The organism is Pseudomonas trivialis, from assembly GCF_036864995.1.
In the GTDB taxonomy this organism is placed as follows: domain Bacteria; phylum Pseudomonadota; class Gammaproteobacteria; order Pseudomonadales; family Pseudomonadaceae; genus Aquipseudomonas; species Aquipseudomonas trivialis.
The window spans coordinates 3,860,226-3,880,653 of the sequence record NZ_CP142151.1 but is presented as its reverse complement, the minus strand read 5'-3'; the positions used below and the strand labels follow the sequence as shown (position 1 = coordinate 3,880,653).

The window sequence follows — 20,428 nt, the reverse complement described above, 5'->3', positions numbered from 1 at the left end:
AGTGCGTCAGTCGCTGAAAGGTTGACCGATACACAGCTTTCGCGAGCAAGCCCGCTCCCACATTTACTTTGTGGTCGTGGTTAAATCACGCGAACCGCAGCCGCCTCCGGTTTACGCGACAACACACTCACCGACACAAAAGTCACCAGCCCCACCGCAAGGCTGTAGTAGATCGGCGTGTTCGCATCCAGCCCATCCTTGAACATGAACACCAATGCAGTCAAAAAGCCCAACGCCATGGAGGCAATGGCCGCCGATGTGGTCGCACGTTTCCAGAAAATCGCACCCATCAGCGGTATCAGCATGCCGCCCACCAGCAGGTTATAGGCGAGCGTCAGGGCGCTGATCACGTCGCTGACCACCAACGCGATACCCAGCACGGCAGCCCCGGTCAGCAAGGTGAACAAACGGTTAATGCCCAGGCTCGACTGCCTGCCGCCGCGCAGGCGTGGCAGCAGGTCTTCGGTGAGGACAGTGGAGGCTGCGAGCAGGCTGGCGCTGGCGGTCGACATCATCGCCGCCAGGGCGGCGGCGATCACCAAACCGCGAATGCCGTCCGGCAGCGACAGTTTGACGATGGCGGCAAATGCGTTGTTGACGTTATCCAGGTCCGGGATCAGCACATGCGCCGCCATGCCGATCAGGGCGCAGGTCAGGCCGTAGAGGACGCAGTAGAAACCGGCGAATGTGCCGGCGTATTGGGCGACCTTCGCGTCACGCGCGGTGAAAACCCGCTGCCAGATATCCTGGCCGATCAGGATGCCGAAGAAGTAGATCATGAAGTAGGTGATGATCGTATCCCAGCCGATTGCCGTGAAGCTGAAGCTCGACGCAGGCAACCGGTTCACCAGTTCATCCCAGCCGCCGACGCGGTACAGGCAGATCGGCAGCAGGATGAACATCAGGCCGACAGTCTTGATCACGAACTGCACGATGTCGGTCAGCGTCAGCGACCACATGCCGCCTATGGTCGAGTACGCCACGACTACACCACCGCCCAGCAACAATGAGCTCCAGAAGGGCAGGCCGAACAGCACTTGCAGCACGGTGCAGATCCCCAGCACCGACGTCACGCCCAGCATCACTGCGTAGGCCAGCATGATCACCGCGCTGGCCTGACGCGCCATTGGGTTGTAGCGCTTTTCCAGAACCTGGGTAACGGTAAAGATCTTCAGCTTGAGCAGCGGCTTGGCCAGGAACAGGTTAAGCGCAATGATCCCCATGCCCAGTGCCGCGCATAGCCAGAAGCCGGAAATGCCATGCACATAACCCAGGCGCACGGTACCGACAGTGGATGCGCCGCCCAATACCGTGGCGGCCATGGTGCCCATGTACAACGACGGGCCCAGGTTGCGCCCGGCTACCAGGTAATCTTCATGGGTCCTGGCGCGTCGCATGCCGTAATAGCCGAGCACGAGCATGCCGGCGGCGTAGATGAGTACGACGAATAAATCCAAAGCCATGGCGGCGGTTCTCCGATTATATTTTTTGTAGGCGAGCTGGCGGCAGACGGCTGCGCAAATACGCGTAGCAAGAATCAGGTGCCTGGGGATCTGTGATCCTGTTGGCGGTTAGTGCGTGAATACCGTTTTTATTGTGTAAGCGTGCTCATCAACGGTGTGTCACGCCGGGCAGCACGCAGAGCATCTCGTACAGCAGGTTGGCACCCAGCAACGAGGTGTTGCCGGTGGTGTCGTAGGGCGGTGAAACTTCTACCAAATCACAACCAATCAGGTCGAGGCCCTGGCAGCCGCGGATGATCTCGATTGCCTGGATGGTGGTTAGCCCGCCGATTTCCGGGGTGCCGGTGCCGGGCGCCCAGGCCGGGTCGATGCCGTCAATGTCGAAACTCAGGTACACCGGGCCGCCGCCAACTTTCTCGCGCACTTCAGCCATCAAAGGCACAAGAGACTGATGCCAGCATTCTTCGGCCTGCACCACGCGAAAGCCTTGCTTGCGGCTCCAGTTGAAGTCTTCGGCGGTATAGCCCTGGGCGCGCAGGCCGATCTGCACCACGCGGTCGCAGTCGAGCAGGCCTTCCTCGACAGCACGGCGGAAGGTGGTGCCGTGGGCGATTTTCTCGCCGAACATATGGTCGTTGACGTCGGCGTGGGCATCGATGTGCACCAGCCCGACCTTGCCGTGTTTCTTGTGGATTGCCCGCAGGATCGGCAGCGTGATGGTGTGATCGCCGCCGAGGGTCAGGGGAATCACGTTGTGTTCGAGAATTTCATCGTAGGCTTGTTCGATGATGCGCACGGCGTCCAGCAGGTTGAAGGTGTTGATCGCCACGTCGCCGATATCCGCCACCGACAGCGAATCGAACGGTGCAGCGCCGGTCGCCATGTTATAGGGGCGGATCATCACCGACTCGGCGCGTATTTCACGGGGCCCGAAGCGGGTGCCGGCGCGCAGCGAGGTGCCGATATCCAGCGGCACGCCGACAAAAGCCGCGTCCAGGCCTCTGGCCGTTGGCAGGTGCGGCAGACGCATCATGGTGGCGATGCCGGCGAAGCGCGGCATTTCGTTGCCGCCCAGTGGTTGATGGAAAATCTTGTCCACGGGAGTGCCTCATCGTTTTTGTTTGTCAGGGGGCCGATTCTGCGAAAAGCGAACGAGGGGAAGAATCGGCAGCGGCAAATACTTAGTTCAGATTTTTCTAAACTGATGCCGGAGGTTAAACTCGCTTCGATTGTGTGTGCCTCTGGAGACCCCATGGCCAGCGCCTTGCCCGACCTGAAACTCCTGCGCATCTTCGTCAGCGTCGTGCGGCACCAGGGGTTCGCCACTGCCCAGCAAGAACTCAACCTGTCCACCTCGGCCATTTCCACCTATATGAGCCAGCTGGAAGCGGCGTTGGGCCTGGTGCTGTGCCATCGTGGTCGGGGCGGGTTCAGCCTCACCAGCAAAGGCGAACTGTTTCATCAGGAAACCCTGCGCCTGCTTGGCGAGCTGGAAGGCTTCGAACAATACGCCGCCGCGCTGAAGGGTGAATTGCGGGGCACTCTCAGGCTCGGCGTGCTCGACTCCACGGTCAGCGATAAGGCCCTGCCGTTCGCAGAAGTGATCGGCGCCTACAGCCTCGAACACCCAGCGGTGCACCTGCACTTGTCGGTGATGAGCCCCTATGAACTGCAGCTCGGTGTGCAGGACAACCGCCTGGACCTGGCCATTGGCGCCTTTTCCAATCGTATGAGCGGGCTGATCTACATGCCGCTGTACCGCGAGCAGCACTGGTTGTATTGCAGTACGCGTCATCCCCTGTTCAGCGAGCGGCGTATCCCCGAACAGGTGATCACCCAGCAGCGCATGGTCGGACGCGGTTACTGGAGCCAGGCGGAGCTGGCGCGCCACGGTTTCAAGCACAGCGCCGCTACCGTGGAAAGCATGGAAGCGCAGTTGATCCTGGTGCTGTCCGGTGCCTATATCGGTTACTTGCCCGAACACTATGCCCAGGCCTGGGTCGACAAGGGCGACCTGCGCGTGCTGTTGCCGGCGACCTTCGGCTACCAGGCGCCGTTTTCGATGATCATGCGCCGTGGCCGCAGTCGCGAGCCGCTGATCCAAACCTTCCGCGACCTGCTCAAGGCGCAGCTCAACCAGGCCCGATAACTATGTCCAGACCTCAATGTTCCCGTTGCCTCAGGCCTGCCACCCATTGCCTGTGCGCGCTGATCCCCAGCCTGGACAGTCGCACCCGCGTGTTGCTGTTGCAGCACCCGAGCGAGGTCAACCATGCGCTCAATACCGCGCGTCTCGCGGCATTGGGTCTGAATAACGCGCAGTTGCGGGTGGGCGAGGTGTTTGATGACTTGGCGACCTTGTTGAACCCGCCCGGTTATCAGGCGCGGCTATTGTTTCCGGGCGACGATGCCCAGCCGTTGCAGGCCTGCGCGCCGAGCGATCAGCCGCTGTTGCTGGTGGTGCCCGATGGCACCTGGCGCAAGGCGCGCAAGCTGTTGCACCTCAACCCGCTGCTGGCTGCATTGCCTCGGGTCACCCTGGCCAAGGGCGGCGTGTCGCGCTATCGGTTGCGCAAGGCACCGGGGCCGGGGGCGTTGTCGACGGTGGAGGCGATTGTGCAGGCGCTGCAGGTGCTGGAAGCACCGCAGTCGTTCGAGCCATTGCTCAAACCCTTCGAGGCACTGATCGAAGGACAGATTGCGGCGATGGGTTCAGCGGTTTTCGAAAGAAATCACAGCGATATATAGCTACCCGATGATGCACCGAAAACACTTTGACGGTCGAGCCGAGCGGCCGCTCGTGTACGGACTTAGTGTTCGGCTCACTCGGCGCTTATATCTTTGAGGCATAAGCACCGTACTTTGCGTGATATGGCGCGCCGACCTTTCCCGGTATGATGTTCGCCCCCGCAGTCTGGATTGCGAATACGCCATGACCTTGCAGTACCCTACAATCGCCGACTGCGTCGGCAATACGCCCCTGGTTCGCTTGCAACGCATGGCGGGTGAAACCAGCAATACCCTGTTGCTCAAGCTCGAAGGGAACAACCCCGCCGGCTCGGTCAAGGATCGCCCGGCGCTGTCGATGATCACCCGTGCCGAGTTGCGCGGGCAGATCAAGCCAGGCGACACCCTGATCGAAGCCACCTCGGGCAACACCGGGATCGCCCTGGCCATGGCTGCGGCGATCAAGGGCTACAGGATGATCCTGATCATGCCCGACAACTCCAGCGCCGAGCGCAAGGCTGCGATGACGGCTTACGGTGCCGAGCTGATTCTGGTGACCCAGGAGCAGGGCATGGAAGGCGCCCGTGACCTGGCCGATCGCATGGCGTCCGAAGGCCGTGGCCAGGTGCTGGACCAGTTCGCCAACGGCGACAATCCCGAGGCGCACTACACCACCACCGGCCCGGAAATCTGGCGCCAGACTGGCGGCACCATCACCCATTTCGTCAGTTCCATGGGTACCACCGGCACCATCATGGGCAACTCGCGCTACCTCAAGGAGCAGAACCCGGCGATCCAGATCGTCGGCCTGCAACCGATGGAAGGCGCGGCGATTCCGGGTATCCGTCGCTGGCCGCAAGAGTACCTGCCCAAAATTTACAACGCGACACGGGTGGACCGCATCATCGACATGGCCCAGCGCGAAGCCGAAGACACTACCCGCCGCCTGGCCCGTGAAGAAGGCATCTTCTGCGGCGTGTCTTCCGGCGGTTCGGTGGCCGGCATGTTGCGCTTGTCCAAGGAAGTGGAAAACGCGGTGATCGTCGCGATCATCTGTGACCGAGGCGACCGCTATCTGTCGACCGGCATCTTCGACGAACCCAACTGATGGCCAAGCATGAGAGAGGCCTGCGCTTCCAACCTACAGGCGGCAGCCGGGCGCCACAGATTCCCGTGGGCAAAAAGCAACGCCTGACCATCGAGCGCCTGGCCAACGATGGCCGTGGCATCGTGTTCTTTGAAGGCCGCACCTGGTTCGTCAACGGTGCACTGGCTGGCGAGGACGTGGAGGCACGAGTGCTGGGCGCTCACGGCAAGGTGGTCGAGGCGCGTACTGAACGTGTGTTCACCGCCAGCGAACTGCGTCGCCCGGCACCCTGCGCGCACTTCGGTCGCTGCGGCGGTTGCAGCGTGCAGCACTTGCCCCACGACGAACAGCTTGCCCTGAAGCAGCGCATGCTTGCCGAGCAACTGTCCCGCGTGGCGGGTGTTGAACCGCAGGAGTGGGCAGCGCCCTTGAGCGGGCCGGAGTTCGGCTATCGACGGCGCGCGCGGGTTGCAGTGCGCTGGGATGCCAGGGCGAAAAAGCTCGAGGTGGGTTTTCGTGCCGTGGCCAGCCAGGACATTGTCGGCATTGATGAATGCCCGGTGCTGGTACAGGCCTTGCAACCGATCATGCAGCGTCTGCCGAACATGCTGCGCCGCTTGAGCAAGCCTCAGGCGCTTGGGCATGTGGAGTTGTTCAGCGGGTCATCGATTGCCGTGTTGCTGCGGCATATGGCGCCGCTGTCCGAGGCGGACCTGCTGGTGCTCAAGGAATTTTGCGCGTTTCATGACGCCCAGTTGTGGCTGCATGGCGAGGGCAAGCCGGAACCTGTAGAGCCTGATCAACCCCTGGGGTTTCGCCTGGATGCATGGGACCTGGAGCTGGCCTACCGGCCGGGAGACTTCGTTCAGGTCAATGCTGCGGTCAACGAGGCGATGGTCGCCCAGGCGCTGCAATGGCTGGCGCCGCAGGCCGATGAGCGGGTGCTGGACCTGTTTTGCGGCCTGGGTAATTTCGCCCTGCCGCTGGCCGGGCAGGTGCGTGAAGTGGTCGCCGTGGAAGGCGTGCAGACCATGGTGGACCGTGCCGCACTCAACGCTGTCAGCAACAATTTGCATAATGCGCAGTTTTTTCAGGCCGATTTATCCCAGCCGTTGACTGACGCAGAGTGGGCCAAACAGGGCTTTTCTGCGGTACTCTTGGACCCACCCCGTGACGGTGCCCAGGAGGTTGTGCGCAAACTCGCCAGCCTTGGTGCCAGGCGCGTGGTGTATGTGTCCTGCAACCCGGCCACGCTGGCGCGGGACACGGTTGAGTTGATCAGGCAGGGCTACCGGCTAAAACGTGCCGGGATCCTCGACATGTTTCCGCAGACGGCGCATGTCGAGGCCATGGCGTTATTTGAAGCGGGCTAGGATGCCCGTTTAATCCGACCGGCCTGCGTTCTCCAGGGCCCATGAGCTGCCACGGAGTTCGCAGTCAAGGTCGGCGATGATTCCGGCGCATCCAAGGTGCGTCGTAGGGAAGGTAAGAAAGATGGTACAGGTGAGAGCACACCAGCCGATCAACACCGACGGCAGTATCAATCTGGAGGCATGGCTCGACCATGCCATCAGTGTCGATCCGGCACTGGACCGTGAGGCCTTGAAGGCGGCCTGCGAGTTCGCTCGTGAGTCCGAGCAGCAGGACAATGCGGCCAAGAACCTGTGGGCCGAAGGCACCTCAAGCTTTCGTACCGGGTTGGAAATCGCCGAGATCCTTGCCGATCTCAAGCTCGACCAGGATTCGCTGATCGCCGCCGTGCTCTATCGCGGCGTGCGCGAAGGGCACATTGAGCTGGCCACCGTCGGCCAGCGCTTTGGCTCGGTGGTGGCCAAGCTGATCGACGGCGTGCTGCGCATGGCGGCCATCAGTGCCAGCCTCAGCCCGCGCCAGTCCATGGTGCTGGGCACCCAGGGCCAGGTGGAAAACCTGCGCAAGATGCTGGTGGCGATGGTCGACGACGTACGCGTCGCCCTGATCAAGCTGGCCGAACGCACCTGCGCGATTCGTGCGGTGAAGACCGCCGACGACGAAAAGCGCAACCGCGTCGCCCGCGAAGTCTTCGACATCTATGCGCCGCTGGCGCACCGCCTGGGCATCGGCCATATCAAGTGGGAGCTGGAGGACTTGTCCTTTCGCTACCTTGAACCCGATCAGTACAAACAGATCGCCACGCTGCTGCACGAGCGGCGCCTGGACCGTGAGCGCTTTATCAGCGACGTGATGGGCCAGTTGCGTACCGAATTGCAGGCCACCGGCGTCGATGCCGACATCAGCGGCCGCGCCAAACATATCTATTCGATCTGGCGCAAAATGCAGCGCAAGGGCCTGGCCTTTAGTCAGATCTATGATGTGCGGGCGGTGCGCGTGCTGGTGCCGGAAATGCGCGACTGCTACACCGCGCTGGGTATCGTCCACACGCTGTGGCGGCACATCCCCAAGGAATTCGACGACTACATCGCCAACCCCAAGGAAAACGGCTATCGCTCACTGCACACGGCGGTGATCGGTCCTGAGGGCAAGGTGCTCGAAGTGCAGATCCGCACCCATGCCATGCACGAAGAGGCGGAACTGGGCGTGTGCGCGCACTGGCGCTACAAGGGCACCGACGTCAAGGCCGGGTCCAATCAGTACGAAGAGAAGATTTCCTGGTTGCGCCAGGTGCTCGAATGGCACGAAGAACTCGGCGATATCGGCGGCCTGGCTGAACAGCTGCGCGTGGATATCGAGCCCGACCGTGTCTATATCTTCACCCCGGACGGGCATGCCATCGACTTGCCCAAGGGCGCCACTCCGCTGGATTTTGCCTACCGCGTGCACACCGAAATCGGCCACAACTGCCGGGGCGCCAAGATCAACGGGCGCATCGTGCCGCTCAACTACAGCCTGCAGACCGGTGAGCAGGTCGAGATCATCACCAGCAAGCACGGTACGCCGAGCCGTGACTGGCTGAACCCGAACCTGGGCTACATCACCACCTCACGGGCGCGGGCGAAGATCGTCCATTGGTTCAAGTTGCAAGCACGCGATCAGAACGTCGCCGCCGGCAAGACCCTGCTCGAACGCGAACTGGCGCGCCTGGGCCTGCCCCAGGTGGACTTCGACAAGCTGGCCGAAAAGGCCAACATGAAGATCGCCGAAGACATGTACGCCGCCCTCGGCGCCGGCGACTTGCGCCTGGCGCAATTGGTCAACCTGGCCCAGCAGTTGGTGGAGCCGGAGCGCGGCAACGAACAACTGGAACTGATCCCGCGCAAGGCCACCGGTTACAAGCCCGGCAAGCGCGGCGATATCCAGATCCAGGGTGTGGGCAACCTGATGACGCAAATCGCCGGTTGCTGCCAGCCGCTGCCGGGCGATGCGATTGTCGGCTATATCACCCAGGGCCGTGGCGTGAGCATTCACCGTCAGGATTGCGCCTCGGTGCTGCAACTGGGCGGGCGCGAGCCGGAGCGGATCATCCAGGTCAGCTGGGGCCCGGTGCCGGTGCTCACTTATCCGGTGGATATCATCATTCGTGCCTACGACCGTTCCGGCCTGCTGCGCGACGTGTCGCAAGTGCTGCTCAATGAGCGCATCAACGTGCTGGCGGTCAACACCCGCTCGAACAAGGAGGACAACACCGCGTTGATGTCCCTGACCATCGAGATTCCGGGGTTGGACGCGCTGGGGCGTTTGCTGGGACGGATCTCCCAGTTGCCGAACATCATCGAAACCCGGCGCAACCGCACGCCATAAGCAACTGAATGGACGCGGACCAAACCTGTGGGAGGGGCTTGCTCCCGATAGCGGTGGGCCAGAAAATATATTTGGCAATGACCCACCGTCATCGGGAGCAAGCCCCCTCCCACATTTGTTCTTCAGCGGAAAGAGACCGATGTATTCACTTGAAGACCTGCTGCACCTGATGAACCGCCTGCGTGATCCGCAATATGGCTGCCCGTGGGACATCAAGCAAACCTACGCCACGATCGTGCCGCACACCCTGGAGGAGGCCTACGAAGTGGCCGACGCCATCGAGCGCGGCGACTTCGATCACCTGCAGGGCGAACTGGGCGACCTGTTGTTCCAGGTGGTGTATTACAGCCAGCTGGCGCGCGAAGACGGGCGTTTCGAATTTGCCGGTGTGGTCGACAGCATCACCCGCAAGCTGATCCGTCGCCATCCCCATGTGTTCCCCACCGGGGACCTCTACGCGCCGCTGGACGTGCCGCAACTGAGTGAAGATCAGGTCAAGGTGCGCTGGGAGCAGATCAAGGCTGAGGAACGTGCAGAGAAGTCCGACGCGCCGCAGCAGCTGTCCCTGCTCGATGATGTGCCCACAGCGCTGCCGTCGCTGTCCCGTGCGGCCAAATTGCAAAAGCGCGCCAGCCAGGTCGGTTTCGACTGGCCCTCCGCCTTGCCGGTGGTGGACAACGTGCGCGAAGAACTCGATGAAGTGCTCGAAGCCATGGCCGCCAACGACCAGGCTGCAATCGCCGATGAGGTCGGTGACCTGCTGTTTGCCGCAGTCAACCTGGCCCGTCACCTCAAGATCGACCCGGAAACCGCCCTGCGCGGTGCCAATGCCAAGTTCGAACGACGTTTCCGATTTATCGAACAGGCATTGCGCGATACGCACCAACCCATAGAAGATTGCACCCTCGAAACCTTGGACGCCCTGTGGGGCGAAGCCAAGCGTCAGGAAAAGAATGTGTCCAGCTGCGGTTGAGCAGTTGCCTAAGTGAGTAAGCACCATGAGCCTTTCCCTTCGCGACCAGTTGCTCAAAGCAGGTCTGGTCAACCAAAAGCAGGCCAAGCAGGTCGGCAAAGAGAAACAGAAGCAGCAGCGCCTGGTCCACAAGGGACAGGCCGAGGTGGATGACACCCAGGCCCGCCTGGCGGCCGAGGCGCATGCCGAGAAGGTCAAGCGTGATCAGGAACTGAACCGGCAGCAGCAGGAAAAAGCCGAGGCCAAGGCCCGCACGGCGCAGGTCAAGCAACTGATCGAGACCTCGCGCCTGCCCAAGCTGACCACCGAGGACTACTACAACTTCGTGGACGACAAGAAGGTCAAGCGCCTGTCGGTCAACACGTTGATGCGCAACAAGCTGAGCAACGGCTCCCTGGCCATCGTGCACCACGGCGGCGGCTACGAGGTGATCCCGCGCGAAGCGGCGCTGAAGATCCAGGAGCGCGCACCGGAGCGTATCGTGCAGCTCAATATCCTCACCGAAAGCCAGGTGCCGGACGAGGATGATCCGTACGCCGCCTACCAGATCCCGGACGATCTGATGTGGTAAGGCTGTAGACACGAAAAACCCCGCTCACAAGGCGGGGTTTTTCTTTGCAGGCACGCCAGCTGCTGTGTGGGGCCGGGTGCCTGCGAGATTTCAGTGTTTCAGGAACTCTGTGCCTGGCGTTTCAGTTCAAGCGTTTCCAGCTCGTTCTTATAGTTATGAGCGTCGCTTTCATTGTGAAACATGCCGACCAACAGGTCTTGTTGATGGACATCCCAGATATGAATCCCGTGGCCCAGAGCTTCGTGGGACATATGTTCGTCGTCGCGTTCAGTCACTTTTACAGTCATCTGCTTGCTCCAATCTCGGGTGGATCTGCGGCAAGTCGTCGCAGGCCTTTGTTATATGTTTTGTTAGCTTGCTAAGTAAACAGTCTTTGCGCGCAACAATTTATTGCACAAGACGCAACAGTGCTGGAAGCCGCGTAATCCGTGGTGCTTGGTCGTAGGCAAACGGGTTTTATGACAAAAGTTTCATTTTGCGTTGGGCCTGTCATGGCCATCGGGAGCAAGCCCCCTCCCACATGTGGAGTGCATTCCACGTGTGGGAGGGGGCTTGCTCCCGATAGCGATATAAGCTTCAGCACCCAAATGCCAGGCAAAAAAAAGCCCCGCATTCAGCGGGGCTCTTTGTTCAATCTGCCGATCAGCTGCCTTTGATGGCCTGGCCATCAACAGTGCCATCCTGAAGCATGATGTTGTATTCCTTGCCGTCCGTCTCAACCTGACGCAACGCCACCAGCACGCCGCCCAGATCCTTGGCAAACCACATCTGGGTGATGCGCTTGCTCTGTGACGGGTCACGCACGCGCTCGACCTTGATCGCGTCGATGGCGCCTACCTTGGTCTGGACCTTTTCCGGGCCAATCACGCGGAAGTCATAAGTGTCGACGTCCGTGCCTTCGACGACGCGGTAGCTCATGCTTTTCTTGCCGGCGGCCACGTCACGTTGAAGGGCCAACTGGTAAGTCGACTTGTCGAGCATGCCGCTTTCCAGGGTGACGTTCACCGGGTCCTTGTTTTCAAAGCCGGTGACTTTCTTGGCGCTCTGGTCGAAGTCCAGATTGACCTTCTTCGATTTGCCCAGGCCGCCACGTTCGAAGCTGTAGCTGACCGGCTGCAGGGCGTCCTTGTCGAAACGGATCACGCTGGTTTCGGTGAGGCTGGCGATCATCATGGAAGCCTTGAAGTTCAAGGTCCAGGAGCCGTTGTCATTCCTGGTAAGGCTGCGTTCGGCCGAACCGCTCATGGGCAACTGTTTCCAGTCGGCGGTGTAGCTGGCGGAGAAAGGGTGAAGGTCTGCTGCCTGCACGGCAGGCAAGGCGAACAGCGCAAAAGCGAAGAGCAGGGCGCGACGCATAAAATCTCCTAAGTTCGAATCAAGTGGCCGCTGGCCGCGAGTAACTGACCGTCCAATAATGCACCCTGTTCACCGAGAATCAACCGACCCTCGGCAAACCAGCGAACAGCCAGTGGGTAAATTCTGTGTTCCTGGGCATGAACCCGTTGCGCAAGGCTCTGCGCCGAGTCACCCGACTCTACCGGAACCACTGCCTGTACGACCAGAGGTCCGCCATCGAGTTCCTCGGTGACAAAGTGCACGCTGCAACCGTGCTCGCCGTCGCCGGCGTCAAGCGCGCGCTGATGGGTGTGCATGCCTTTGTATTTGGGCAGCAGGGAAGGGTGGATATTGAGCAGGCGCCCAGCGTAGTGCCGCACGAAGTCAGCGCTGAGGATGCGCATGAAACCGGCCAGGACCACGAGTTGGGGTTTGAAGGCGTCGATCAGTTCGATCAAGGCCGCGTCGAAGGCCTCGCGACCATCGAATGACTGGTGATCCAGCGAGCGGGTGTCGATGCCGGCGTCCCTGGCGCGTTGCAGGCCGTAGGCATCGCTGCGATTGGAAATCACCGCAGCGATGCGCACCGGGCTGTCGCCGGCGCGCGTGCTGTCGATCAAGGCCTGCAAGTTGCTGCCGGTGCCGGAAAGCAGCACCACGACATTACAGGTCCGAGGCATCAGTGAGCCTTGAGGTTCTTCAGTTCGACCTGGGCTGCGCCTTGCGCGGCGGTGGCGATCTGGCCGATCACCCAAGGCTGCTCGCCGGCTTCACGCAAGACGTTCAGCGCCGTTTCAACGTGTTCCTGTGCCACGCAGATGACCATGCCCACGCCGCAGTTGAGTACGCGGTGCATCTCGGTCTCGTCCACGTTGCCCTGCTCCTGCAGCCAGTCAAAGACTGCCGGGCGCTGCCAGCTGGCCACGTCGACAATCGCCTGGGCGCCTTTTGGCAGCACGCGCGGAATGTTGTCCAGCAGGCCGCCGCCGGTGATGTGGGCCATGGCTTTTACCGCGCCGGTGTCCTTGATCAACTTGAGCAGTGGCTTGACGTAGATGCGGGTCGGGGCCATCAGCAGGTCGGTCAGCGGCTTGCCGTCGAGCTGGGTGTTTTCGATGTCGGCGCCGGACACTTCGATGATCTTGCGGATCAGCGAGTAGCCGTTGGAGTGCGGGCCGGAGGATGGCAGGGCGAGCAGGGCGTCGCCGGCAGCGACTTTGGAGCCGTCGATGATCTCGGCTTTTTCCACCACGCCCACGCAGAAACCGGCCAGGTCGTAGTCTTCGCCTTCGTACATGCCTGGCATTTCAGCGGTTTCGCCGCCGACCAGGGAGCAACCCGACAATTCGCAGCCGGCGCCGATACCGGTCACCACCTGTGCCGCTGTGTCTACGTTCAGCTTGCCGGTGGCATAGTAGTCGAGGAAGAACAGCGGCTCGGCGCCGCACACTACCAGGTCGTTGACGCACATGGCGACCAGGTCGATGCCGATGGTGTCGTGCTTGTTCAGGTTCAGTGCCAGACGCAACTTGGTGCCCACGCCGTCGGTGCCGGACACCAGCACAGGCTGCTTGTAGCCGGCCGGGATTTCGCAGAGGGCGCCAAAACCGCCCAGGCCGCCCATGACTTCGGGGCGCGCAGTGCGCTTGGCGACGCTCTTGATGCGTTCGACCAATGCTTCACCGGCGTCGATGTCTACACCGGCGTCCTTGTAGCTCAGGGAGGGTTGCTTGCTCATGATCCAGGCCTTTAGGGGGGATTTCTGGGTAACGACCGAGCCGACGGCGGCGTTTGTGAAAAGGCCTCGACGTTGACGGTCTGCGAAGGCGCGCGATTTTATCAGGCTTGAGGGGCAGCGGCCATCCTCGGGCCGACGGGCAGGGCGATATAGGCTAAAAAAGGCCGATTAAAAAAATGCTAACCGGCCCTGCCGTGGTGCGTATTAAGGTATAGCCTTGAGCAAGCTATCGTTGTGACAGTACGAAAACTTACCGCCACCCTGTGAATGTTTTACCAATCACTGTGGTCACAGCCTGGCTGAACCGGGTGCACGCGGTCTGTTCCACCCGCTAAATTTGTCGTTCGGGAATCTTCCATGCGTTTGTGTAAATTCTTTTTTGTAGGCTGTTTGTCGTTGGTCAGCCTGGCGAGTCAAGCCGAAACCCTCAATGGTCTCTATCAAGTGCTGGAACCAGTCAGCAGTCAGTCGCCTCAGGAGCGCGATCAGGCCACCCAGCGCGCGCTGCAGACCCTGGTGATTCGCCTGACCGGCGACGCCAGGGCCGCCGAAGGCCCGGGCCTGGCGGCGATCCGCAAGGACCCGCAGCAAATCATCACGCAATACGGTTATGACGCCGGCCCGCCGGAAAGCCTGCAGGTGGATTTCGACCCGGTCAGTACTGACCGCGCGCTGCGTGACGCGGGCCTGTCGATATGGGGCAGCAATCGCCCGTCGATCCTTGGCTGGTGGCTGAACGATTCCACCGAAGGCAGCAGCCTGGTCGGTGATGGACAGCCCGTCGCCCAGGCGCTGCGCCGCGCGGCCCAGCACCGGGGCTTGCCACTGCGCTTGCCGTTGGGTGATCTGGATGAGCAGGTGGTGGCCACTGCACCGAATCTGGAAAGCGCCGACGCCACGCCGTTGCGCGCCGCTTCCGAGCGTTATGGCGCCGACGCGTTGCTCGCGGTGCATGCGCGCCAGGAAGGCAGCCAGTGGCAGGCCAAATGGCGGCTGTGGCTGGGCGATAAAAGCGAGCAGGGCACCGCGCAAGGCGCCGACACCGCTGCGGTTGCCGACGCAGTGCTGCTGGCCGTGAGCGAAAAACTCGCGCCGCGCTTTGCCGTCAAGCCTGGCGTGACCACCGAACAATTGCTGGAAGTGCAGGGCATGACCCTGGAGCGCTACGCCGCCCTCGCTCACCTGCTGGAACCCTTTGGTGTCCAGCCCAAATTAGTCGATGGCAATCGTATTGTGTATCGGGTCAACGGCAGCGCCGATCAGTTGCGCACCCAGTTGAGCCTGGCCAAATTGCAGGAGGTTCCCGCAGGTGAAGCGCCGGCCCAGCAACCCGTCGTCGATGGCACGCAACCCGCAGCGGCACCTGAACCTCAGGTGCAACTGCGTTTTCGTTGGTAAATGTTCTTCCTTATATAGAAGCAATTGGAGTGGTGTATGGCGGATACGCGTCGTTGGGTGTGGCTTGGCGGGATTGTCCTGCTGTGCGTTTTTGTGTTCCTGCTGCATTCGATCCTGACGCCGTTCCTGGTCGCGTTGTTGCTCGCCTATCTGTTCGATCCGGTCGTGGATCGCCTGGAAAAGCTCGGCCTGTCGCGGACCCTTGGCGTAGTGACGGTGTTCGCGCTGTTCACGTTGATCATCACCGCGCTGGTGCTGGTGCTGGTGCCGATGCTGGCCAAGCAGCTGTTTCGCTTGTACGAGCTGGCGCCGCAGATGCTCGACTGGCTGCAACACACGGCGATGCCGTGGGCTCAGACCAAACTCGGTCTGTCGGAAGGGTTCTGGAAGTTCGACAAGGTCAAGGCCGCGATCAGCGAGCATATGGGCCAAACCACCGACATCGTCGGTGTGGTGCTCAGCCAGGCCACGGCTTCCAGCCTGGCGCTGATCGGCTGGCTGACGAATCTGGTACTGATTCCGGTGGTGGCGTTCTACCTGCTGCGCGACTGGGACATCATGATGGCCAAGATTCGCGGCCTGCTGCCGCGAGACAGCGAGGAGCGCGTGGTATCACTGGCGGCAGAGTGCCATGAAGTGCTGGGTGCATTCGTGCGTGGCCAGTTGTTGGTGATGCTGGCACTGGGCATCATCTACGCGGCCGGGCTAATGGCCATCGGCCTGGAGCTGGGCCTGTTGATCGGCCTGATCGCGGGTCTGGCTGCCATTGTGCCGTACATGGGCTTTGTGATCGGGATCGGCGCGGCGCTGGTGGCCGGATTGTTCCAGTTCGGCGGCGACCTGTACCCGATGCTGGGGATTGTCGCGGTGTTCATGGTCGGCCAGGCCCTTGAAGGCATGGTGCTGACGCCCCTGCTGGTGGGTGATCGGATCGGCCTGCACCCGGTGGCGGTGATCTTTGCGATCCTGGCGGGCGGTGAGCTGTTCGGTTTTACCGGCATCCTGCTGGCTTTGCCTGTGGCGGCGGTGATTATGGTGTTGGTGCGTCATGTGCACGTGCTGTACAAGGATTCGGATGTGTACACGGGTGTCGAAGACCCCGAGCTGTAATCGCAGTGCGACAAACCCGGCTCATGGCCGGGTTTGTTGTTTATGAGGTGGGCGCGTCAAACACTCCGTGCAAACCGGCAGGTTAGCGCAAACCTTTGATTTTGCTTGTGGTCTGCTGCATTGTGCGCCCGGCGTCACGGGTATAGACTTTGCCAACTTTACACAGAGGCCACTAGCGGTTCGATGGGAGCCGTTCAGTCAGCATGAAACCGATTCAGCTGCCCCTAGGTGTGCGTCTGCGTGATGACGCAACCTTTATCAATTACTACCCAGGCGCCAATGCCGCAGCACTCGGCTATGTCGAGCGGCTATGCGAAGCCGACGCCGGGTGGACCGAAAGCCTGATCTATCTGTGGGGCAAGCATGGCGTGGGACGTACCCACCTGTTGCAGGCCGCGTGCCTGCGCTTCGAGCAGATGGGCGAGCCGGCGGTGTATCTGCCGCTGGCCGAGCTGATGGACCGTGGCATCGGCATCTTCGACAACCTCGAGCAATACGAACTGGTGTGCCTGGATGACCTGCAGGTCATCGCCGGCAAGGCGCAGTGGGAAGAAGCCTTGTTCCATCTGTTCAACCGCCTGCGTGACAGCGGCAGGCGCCTGTTGATTGCCGCCTCCACCTCGCCCCGGGAATTGCCGGTCAAACTGGCCGACCTCAAGTCACGCCTCACCCTGGCGCTGATCTTTCAGATGCGTCCCTTGTCCGACGAAGACAAATTGCGGGCCCTGCAATTACGCGCATCCCGTCGCGGCCTGCACCTTACCGACGAAGTCGGGCATTTTATTCTCACCCGTGGCACCCGCAGCATGAGCGCGTTGTTCGATTTGCTCGAACAACTTGACCAGGCCTCCCTGCAGGCACAAAGAAAATTGACGATCCCTTTTCTCAAAGAGACGTTGGGCTGGTAACCGGTTGATTCGCAACGGTTCGGCATTTTTCAGGCGCCAGAAATCCTGCGTTTTAGCCTCGCCGGCTACGCATTTTGCTCATTAAATGGAATTACGGCTTAGATGGCGCAGTCCAATCGCCAAGTCACATAGACCTCGATTGAATTTGCAAATCGATCCGATAGCGGGCATAGTCTCGGCTTCTTTACATACCAGCCACGGTCGTGCCCATGCTAAATCGCTTCGCACCCCTCGTGCCTCTCGCACTTGTCACCCTGTTGTTTGGTTGCGCCTCCCAGCCCCAGCAAGTGGCTGTCCAGCAAAAACCACAGGTTCAAAGCCAGGCAAAATTCGTTGCTGCTCAGTCTGCTTCTGTTTACGAAGAAGAGCTGGCAACCGAAAAAGAGCTGACCGATTTCTCCGGCAGCAAGCCTTACCAGCTTCCGGTGCTGGCCGACAGCATCCTGGAACGCGGCATGTCGCTGATCGGTACCCGTTACCGTTTCGGCGGTACCTCTGAAGCCGGCTTCGATTGCAGCGGTTTCATCGGTTATCTGTTTCGTGAAGAGGCGGGCATGAATCTGCCACGCTCGACGCGCGAAATGATCAACGTGAAAGCACCGTTGGTCGCACGCAACAACCTCAAGCCTGGCGATCTGCTTTTCTTCAGTACAGCGGGCCGTGGTCGTGTCAGCCACGCCGGTATCTACCTGGGCGATAACCAGTTTATCCACTCCAGCAGCCGTCGCAGTGGCGGTGTTCGAGTCGACAGCCTGGGCGACAGCTACTGGAGCAAGACCTTCATTGAAGCCAAGCGCGCACTGGCCATGGCCCCGTCCACAGTGACCGCCAGTAAGTAAAGTTAAAGTGATACTTGAAGTTTGACGCGTAAGCGCTAGAATCCCTGGACATTGTTGTAATCCGTTCGCGCGAGCTTTGCTTGCGCGTTCTGGTTTTCAGCGTACGGCAGCGAAAGCCGCATCCAGACCAGGATTGTTCTGCCCATGTCGACCTCGGCCCGCCTCATGCTTCTTGTTTGCGCCGCGCTGCTCAGCGCCTGCGCAAGCCGTCCACCGCCGCCGGCGCCTGTCGCCGTCAAGCCCAAGCCGGTGTTCAACTACGCTGCCACCCAGAGTTTCTCGCCTGCGGCCGAAGACGTGCTTTTCCGTGCACTCGGCCTGGTTGGCACACCCTATCGCTGGGGCGGTAATACGCCGGACTCGGGATTCGATTGCAGTGGCCTGATCGGGTTCGTCTATCGTGATGCGGCCGGTATTTCCCTGCCGCGTACTACCCGCGAACTGATCGTGATGCGCGCCCAGGATGTGAGTGAGCAGAACCTGCAGACCGGTGATTTGCTGTTCTTCGCCACCGGCGGCGGTTCCCGCGTCAGCCATGCGGGCATCTACGTGGGTGAAGGTCGTTTCGTGCACGCGCCACAAACCGGCGGCACAGTGAAGCTGGATACCCTGTCCAAGGCGTATTGGCAGAATGCGTACCTGAGCGCCAAGCGCGTATTGCCGGCCGAGCATCTGGCGCGCAATCCTTAACGCTGAAACCAGGATCCACATGTGGGAGGGGGCTTGCTCCCGATGACGGTGCTTCAGTCCAGGAACTTATTGACTGACCCACTGCTATCGGGAGCAAACCCCCTCTCACCTTTTTTGTGGCGTTTATTTAGCTGCTGAAACTCGCCACACCTTATTCCCCACATCATCAGCCACCAGCAGATCCCCCTGCTGATCGATCACCACGCCCACCGGCCGGCCCATGGCTTTCTCGTCCTTGTCGAGGAAGCCGGTCAGCACGTCCACCGGCTGCCCCTTGGGTTGCCCGCCTTCGAACGGCACGAAGATCACCTTGTAGCCACTGTGCGGCTTGCGGTTCCACGAGCCGTGCTGGCCGATGAACGCGCCGTTGCTGAATGGCGCCGGGAGTTTACTGCCTTCGGCAAAGGTCAGGCCCAGTGAAGCGGTATGCGGGCCCACGGCGTAGTCCGGCGCAATGGCCTTGGCGACAAGCTCCGGGTGCTGCGGCGTCACGCGCACATCCACATGCTGACCGTAGTAACTGAACGGCCAGCCATAAAAGCCGCCATCCTTGACCGAAGTGATGTAGTCCGGCACCAGGTCGCTGCCGATTTCGTCGCGCTCGTTGACTGCCGTCCACAGTTTGCCGCTTTGCGGTTCCCAGGCCATGCCGTTGGGGTTGCGCAAGCCTGAGGCGAAAATCCGGTGCTGGCCGGTGGCGCGGTCAACTTCCCAGATCGCTGCGCGGCCTTGTTCGGCTTCCAGGCCGTTTTCGCCGACGTTACTGTTGGAGCCGACACTCACGTACAGCTTGCTGCCGTCCTTGCTCGCCACCACGTTTTTTGTCCAGTGGTGGTTCAGCGGGCCGCCCGGCAAATCGACGACCGTTGTGCCCTGGGTTTTGATCGCGGTTTCGCCCGGCTGATAGGCAAAGCGCAGCAGTTTGTCCGAGTCGGTCACGTAGAGGTCGTTGCCCACCAGGGTCATGCCGAATGGCGAGTTGAGATTTTCCAGGAACACTGTGCGTGTCTCGGCCACACCGTCATGGTCGGCATCGCGCAGCAGAGTGATGCGGTTCGGGCTCGGCACGCCAGCGCCGGCGCGGCCCATGACTTTTTCCATCACCCAGCCGCGAATACCCTTGGCATCATCCGGCATGGGCGGCGCGTTGGTTTCGGCCACCAGCACGTCGCCATTGGGCAACACATACAGCCAGCGCGGGTGGTCCAGGCCTTCGGCGAACGCGGCCACCTGAGTGCCGGCGGCGGCCGTCGGCTTGGCGCCTTCAGGCCAGCCGATGGCCGGTGCGATGTTCACGGTGGGGATCAGCGTCTTGTTCGGCTGCGGCAATTTGGGCGACGGCCCGGTGCCATCCGAGACCTGCAACGTCGAGCTTTCACCGCAGGCGGCGAGGGTGCCGGCGAGCATGATGAGTAGGGCGAGTCTTGTTTTATGCATGATTTTCTCCTGAATGCCTGTAAGGGTAGAGGATTGCCTGCGCGGGATGGTTCAAGTGCCAGGCCAGCTTTAATTGACGCTCCACCCCCAACCCACTAACCTTCGCCGCTTGTTCCAGGTGCTCCGTGGCGCGTGCGTCGACAGAGTGAAACAGGGAAGCCGGTGAGTGAGCGCACTTGTACACAGTGCTGCCGCGATCCCGGCGCTGCCCCCGCAACGGTAAATGAGTCAAAACGGTGCTGTTTGCCACTGTATCGTGCGCGATATGGGAAGGCGCGCCGCCGGCCTGCCTGCGCTTGATACGTGCAGGCGCCGCTCATGAGTCCGGAGACCGGCCTTGAACATTCAACAGCATCACGGTGGGCGATGCTTGGCTGTCTGTATGCGCTTGTTTCCTGCCCGCCGTTTTTGTCC

General features: G+C 61.1%; 19 protein-coding genes and 1 riboswitch. Of the genes, 12 read left to right on the top strand and 7 right to left on the bottom strand.

Translation table 11 applies throughout. From position 1 onward, the window contains the following. Positions 1 to 80 precede the first annotated feature (80 nt). Both VRB54_RS16905 and speB read right to left on the bottom strand, forming a co-directional pair. The gene (locus VRB54_RS16905; RefSeq protein WP_338478081.1) at positions 81 to 1,463 is read right to left on the bottom strand and encodes a sodium:solute symporter; all 1,383 of its coding nucleotides are present in this window, start codon (positions 1,461 to 1,463) and stop codon (positions 81 to 83) included. A gap of 148 nt (positions 1,464 to 1,611) precedes the next feature. Continuing rightward, entirely contained in the window at positions 1,612 to 2,562 is a 951-nt protein-coding gene (speB, locus tag VRB54_RS16900) for an agmatinase (RefSeq protein WP_338478080.1), read from the bottom strand. Between the two features lie 153 nt (positions 2,563 to 2,715). Here speB and VRB54_RS16895 point away from each other — a divergent pair, with 153 nt between their 5' ends. The 7 genes from VRB54_RS16895 (at position 2,716) to VRB54_RS16865 (ending at position 10,559) form a co-directional block, all read left to right on the top strand. After that, complete coding sequence (locus VRB54_RS16895; RefSeq protein WP_338478079.1) at positions 2,716 to 3,612, top strand: LysR family transcriptional regulator; 897 nt, start codon at positions 2,716 to 2,718, stop codon at positions 3,610 to 3,612. A gap of 2 nt (positions 3,613 to 3,614) precedes the next feature. After that, the gene (locus VRB54_RS16890) at positions 3,615 to 4,211 is read left to right on the top strand and encodes a tRNA-uridine aminocarboxypropyltransferase (protein WP_338478078.1); all 597 of its coding nucleotides are present in this window, start codon (positions 3,615 to 3,617) and stop codon (positions 4,209 to 4,211) included. A 184-nt stretch (positions 4,212 to 4,395) separates the two neighbouring features. Then, positions 4,396 to 5,298, top strand: a complete 903-nt coding sequence (cysM, locus tag VRB54_RS16885) for a cysteine synthase CysM (protein ID WP_338478077.1) — start codon at positions 4,396 to 4,398, stop codon at positions 5,296 to 5,298. Next, positions 5,298 to 6,650 (top strand): 23S rRNA (uracil(1939)-C(5))-methyltransferase RlmD, encoded by a 1,353-nt coding sequence (rlmD, locus tag VRB54_RS16880; protein WP_338478076.1) that lies wholly within the window; start codon positions 5,298 to 5,300, stop codon positions 6,648 to 6,650. The genes cysM and rlmD overlap by 1 nt, the downstream gene beginning before the upstream one ends. A 121-nt stretch (positions 6,651 to 6,771) precedes the next feature. Continuing rightward, positions 6,772 to 9,015 carry a GTP diphosphokinase gene (relA, locus tag VRB54_RS16875; RefSeq protein ID WP_338478075.1) on the top strand — a complete coding sequence of 748 codons (2,244 nt, stop codon included), beginning with the start codon at positions 6,772 to 6,774 and terminating at the stop codon, positions 9,013 to 9,015. A 139-nt stretch (positions 9,016 to 9,154) separates the two neighbouring features. After that, a complete protein-coding gene (gene mazG / locus VRB54_RS16870; protein ID WP_338478074.1) occupies positions 9,155 to 9,988 on the top strand; it encodes a nucleoside triphosphate pyrophosphohydrolase in 834 nt (277 codons plus the stop codon). A gap of 25 nt (positions 9,989 to 10,013) precedes the next feature. Then, positions 10,014 to 10,559, top strand: coding sequence for a DUF2058 domain-containing protein (locus VRB54_RS16865; RefSeq protein ID WP_014719402.1), 546 nt, complete (start codon positions 10,014 to 10,016; stop codon positions 10,557 to 10,559). Positions 10,560 to 10,657: 98 nt separating this feature from the next. On the opposite strand, the gene VRB54_RS16860 is transcribed toward VRB54_RS16865, so the two are convergent. The 4 genes from VRB54_RS16860 to purM form a co-directional block, all read right to left on the bottom strand. After that, entirely contained in the window at positions 10,658 to 10,846 is a 189-nt protein-coding gene (locus VRB54_RS16860; RefSeq protein ID WP_209983560.1) for a hypothetical protein, read from the bottom strand. A gap of 355 nt (positions 10,847 to 11,201) precedes the next feature. Then, complete coding sequence (locus VRB54_RS16855; protein ID WP_338478073.1) at positions 11,202 to 11,915, bottom strand: DUF3108 domain-containing protein; 714 nt, start codon at positions 11,913 to 11,915, stop codon at positions 11,202 to 11,204. An 8-nt stretch (positions 11,916 to 11,923) separates the two neighbouring features. After that, complete coding sequence (gene purN / locus VRB54_RS16850; RefSeq protein WP_338478072.1) at positions 11,924 to 12,574, bottom strand: phosphoribosylglycinamide formyltransferase; 651 nt, start codon at positions 12,572 to 12,574, stop codon at positions 11,924 to 11,926. Next, complete coding sequence (gene purM, locus VRB54_RS16845; RefSeq protein ID WP_209983556.1) at positions 12,574 to 13,632, bottom strand: phosphoribosylformylglycinamidine cyclo-ligase; 1,059 nt, start codon at positions 13,630 to 13,632, stop codon at positions 12,574 to 12,576. Before purM ends, purN begins: the two co-directional genes overlap by 1 nt. Before the next feature lie 357 nt (positions 13,633 to 13,989). On the opposite strand from purM, the gene VRB54_RS16840 reads away from it, so the two are divergent. The 5 genes from VRB54_RS16840 (at position 13,990) to VRB54_RS16820 (ending at position 18,577) form a co-directional block, all read left to right on the top strand. Then, positions 13,990 to 15,030 carry a DUF2066 domain-containing protein gene (locus VRB54_RS16840; protein WP_338478071.1) on the top strand — a complete coding sequence of 347 codons (1,041 nt, stop codon included), beginning with the start codon at positions 13,990 to 13,992 and terminating at the stop codon, positions 15,028 to 15,030. Positions 15,031 to 15,066: 36 nt separating this feature from the next. Further along, positions 15,067 to 16,140: an AI-2E family transporter gene (locus VRB54_RS16835; RefSeq protein ID WP_057010335.1), complete on the top strand. Its 1,074-nt coding sequence runs from the start codon at positions 15,067 to 15,069 to the stop codon at positions 16,138 to 16,140. 203 nt (positions 16,141 to 16,343) lie between these two features. Then, on the top strand, positions 16,344 to 17,048 hold the full coding sequence (gene hda, locus VRB54_RS16830) for a DnaA regulatory inactivator Hda (RefSeq protein WP_338478070.1): 705 nt from the start codon (positions 16,344 to 16,346) through the stop codon (positions 17,046 to 17,048). Between the two features lie 209 nt (positions 17,049 to 17,257). Beyond that, complete coding sequence (locus VRB54_RS16825; protein ID WP_060548805.1) at positions 17,258 to 17,887, top strand: C40 family peptidase; 630 nt, start codon at positions 17,258 to 17,260, stop codon at positions 17,885 to 17,887. Positions 17,888 to 18,031: 144 nt separating this feature from the next. Further along, on the top strand, positions 18,032 to 18,577 hold the full coding sequence (locus tag VRB54_RS16820) for a C40 family peptidase (protein WP_057010337.1): 546 nt from the start codon (positions 18,032 to 18,034) through the stop codon (positions 18,575 to 18,577). A 123-nt stretch (positions 18,578 to 18,700) separates the two neighbouring features. Here the strand turns inward: VRB54_RS16820 and VRB54_RS16815 are convergent, their stop codons facing one another. Further along, the gene (locus tag VRB54_RS16815) at positions 18,701 to 20,014 is read right to left on the bottom strand and encodes a sorbosone dehydrogenase family protein (RefSeq protein WP_338478069.1); all 1,314 of its coding nucleotides are present in this window, start codon (positions 20,012 to 20,014) and stop codon (positions 18,701 to 18,703) included. A 99-nt stretch (positions 20,015 to 20,113) separates the two neighbouring features. Beyond that, positions 20,114 to 20,368: riboswitch (cobalamin riboswitch) on the top strand. Positions 20,369 to 20,428 lie beyond the last annotated feature (60 nt).

Coding starts and splice junctions, on each gene's coding strand:
- relA (WP_338478075.1), top strand. CDS start 6,772: ATGGTACAGGTGAGAGCACACCAGCCGATCAACACCGACGGCAGTATC.
- cysM (WP_338478077.1), top strand. CDS start 4,396: ATGACCTTGCAGTACCCTACAATCGCCGACTGCGTCGGCAATACGCCC.
- VRB54_RS16825 (WP_060548805.1), top strand. CDS start 17,258: ATGCTAAATCGCTTCGCACCCCTCGTGCCTCTCGCACTTGTCACCCTG.
- VRB54_RS16835 (WP_057010335.1), top strand. CDS start 15,067: ATGGCGGATACGCGTCGTTGGGTGTGGCTTGGCGGGATTGTCCTGCTG.
- VRB54_RS16855 (WP_338478073.1), bottom strand. CDS start 11,915: ATGCGTCGCGCCCTGCTCTTCGCTTTTGCGCTGTTCGCCTTGCCTGCC.
- VRB54_RS16860 (WP_209983560.1), bottom strand. CDS start 10,846: ATGACTGTAAAAGTGACTGAACGCGACGACGAACATATGTCCCACGAA.
- hda (WP_338478070.1), top strand. CDS start 16,344: ATGAAACCGATTCAGCTGCCCCTAGGTGTGCGTCTGCGTGATGACGCA.
- VRB54_RS16890 (WP_338478078.1), top strand. CDS start 3,615: ATGTCCAGACCTCAATGTTCCCGTTGCCTCAGGCCTGCCACCCATTGC.
- mazG (WP_338478074.1), top strand. CDS start 9,155: ATGTATTCACTTGAAGACCTGCTGCACCTGATGAACCGCCTGCGTGAT.
- VRB54_RS16820 (WP_057010337.1), top strand. CDS start 18,032: ATGTCGACCTCGGCCCGCCTCATGCTTCTTGTTTGCGCCGCGCTGCTC.
- VRB54_RS16840 (WP_338478071.1), top strand. CDS start 13,990: ATGCGTTTGTGTAAATTCTTTTTTGTAGGCTGTTTGTCGTTGGTCAGC.
- purN (WP_338478072.1), bottom strand. CDS start 12,574: ATGCCTCGGACCTGTAATGTCGTGGTGCTGCTTTCCGGCACCGGCAGC.
- VRB54_RS16895 (WP_338478079.1), top strand. CDS start 2,716: ATGGCCAGCGCCTTGCCCGACCTGAAACTCCTGCGCATCTTCGTCAGC.
- VRB54_RS16815 (WP_338478069.1), bottom strand. CDS start 20,014: ATGCATAAAACAAGACTCGCCCTACTCATCATGCTCGCCGGCACCCTC.
- VRB54_RS16905 (WP_338478081.1), bottom strand. CDS start 1,463: ATGGCTTTGGATTTATTCGTCGTACTCATCTACGCCGCCGGCATGCTC.
- purM (WP_209983556.1), bottom strand. CDS start 13,632: ATGAGCAAGCAACCCTCCCTGAGCTACAAGGACGCCGGTGTAGACATC.
- VRB54_RS16865 (WP_014719402.1), top strand. CDS start 10,014: ATGAGCCTTTCCCTTCGCGACCAGTTGCTCAAAGCAGGTCTGGTCAAC.
- rlmD (WP_338478076.1), top strand. CDS start 5,298: ATGGCCAAGCATGAGAGAGGCCTGCGCTTCCAACCTACAGGCGGCAGC.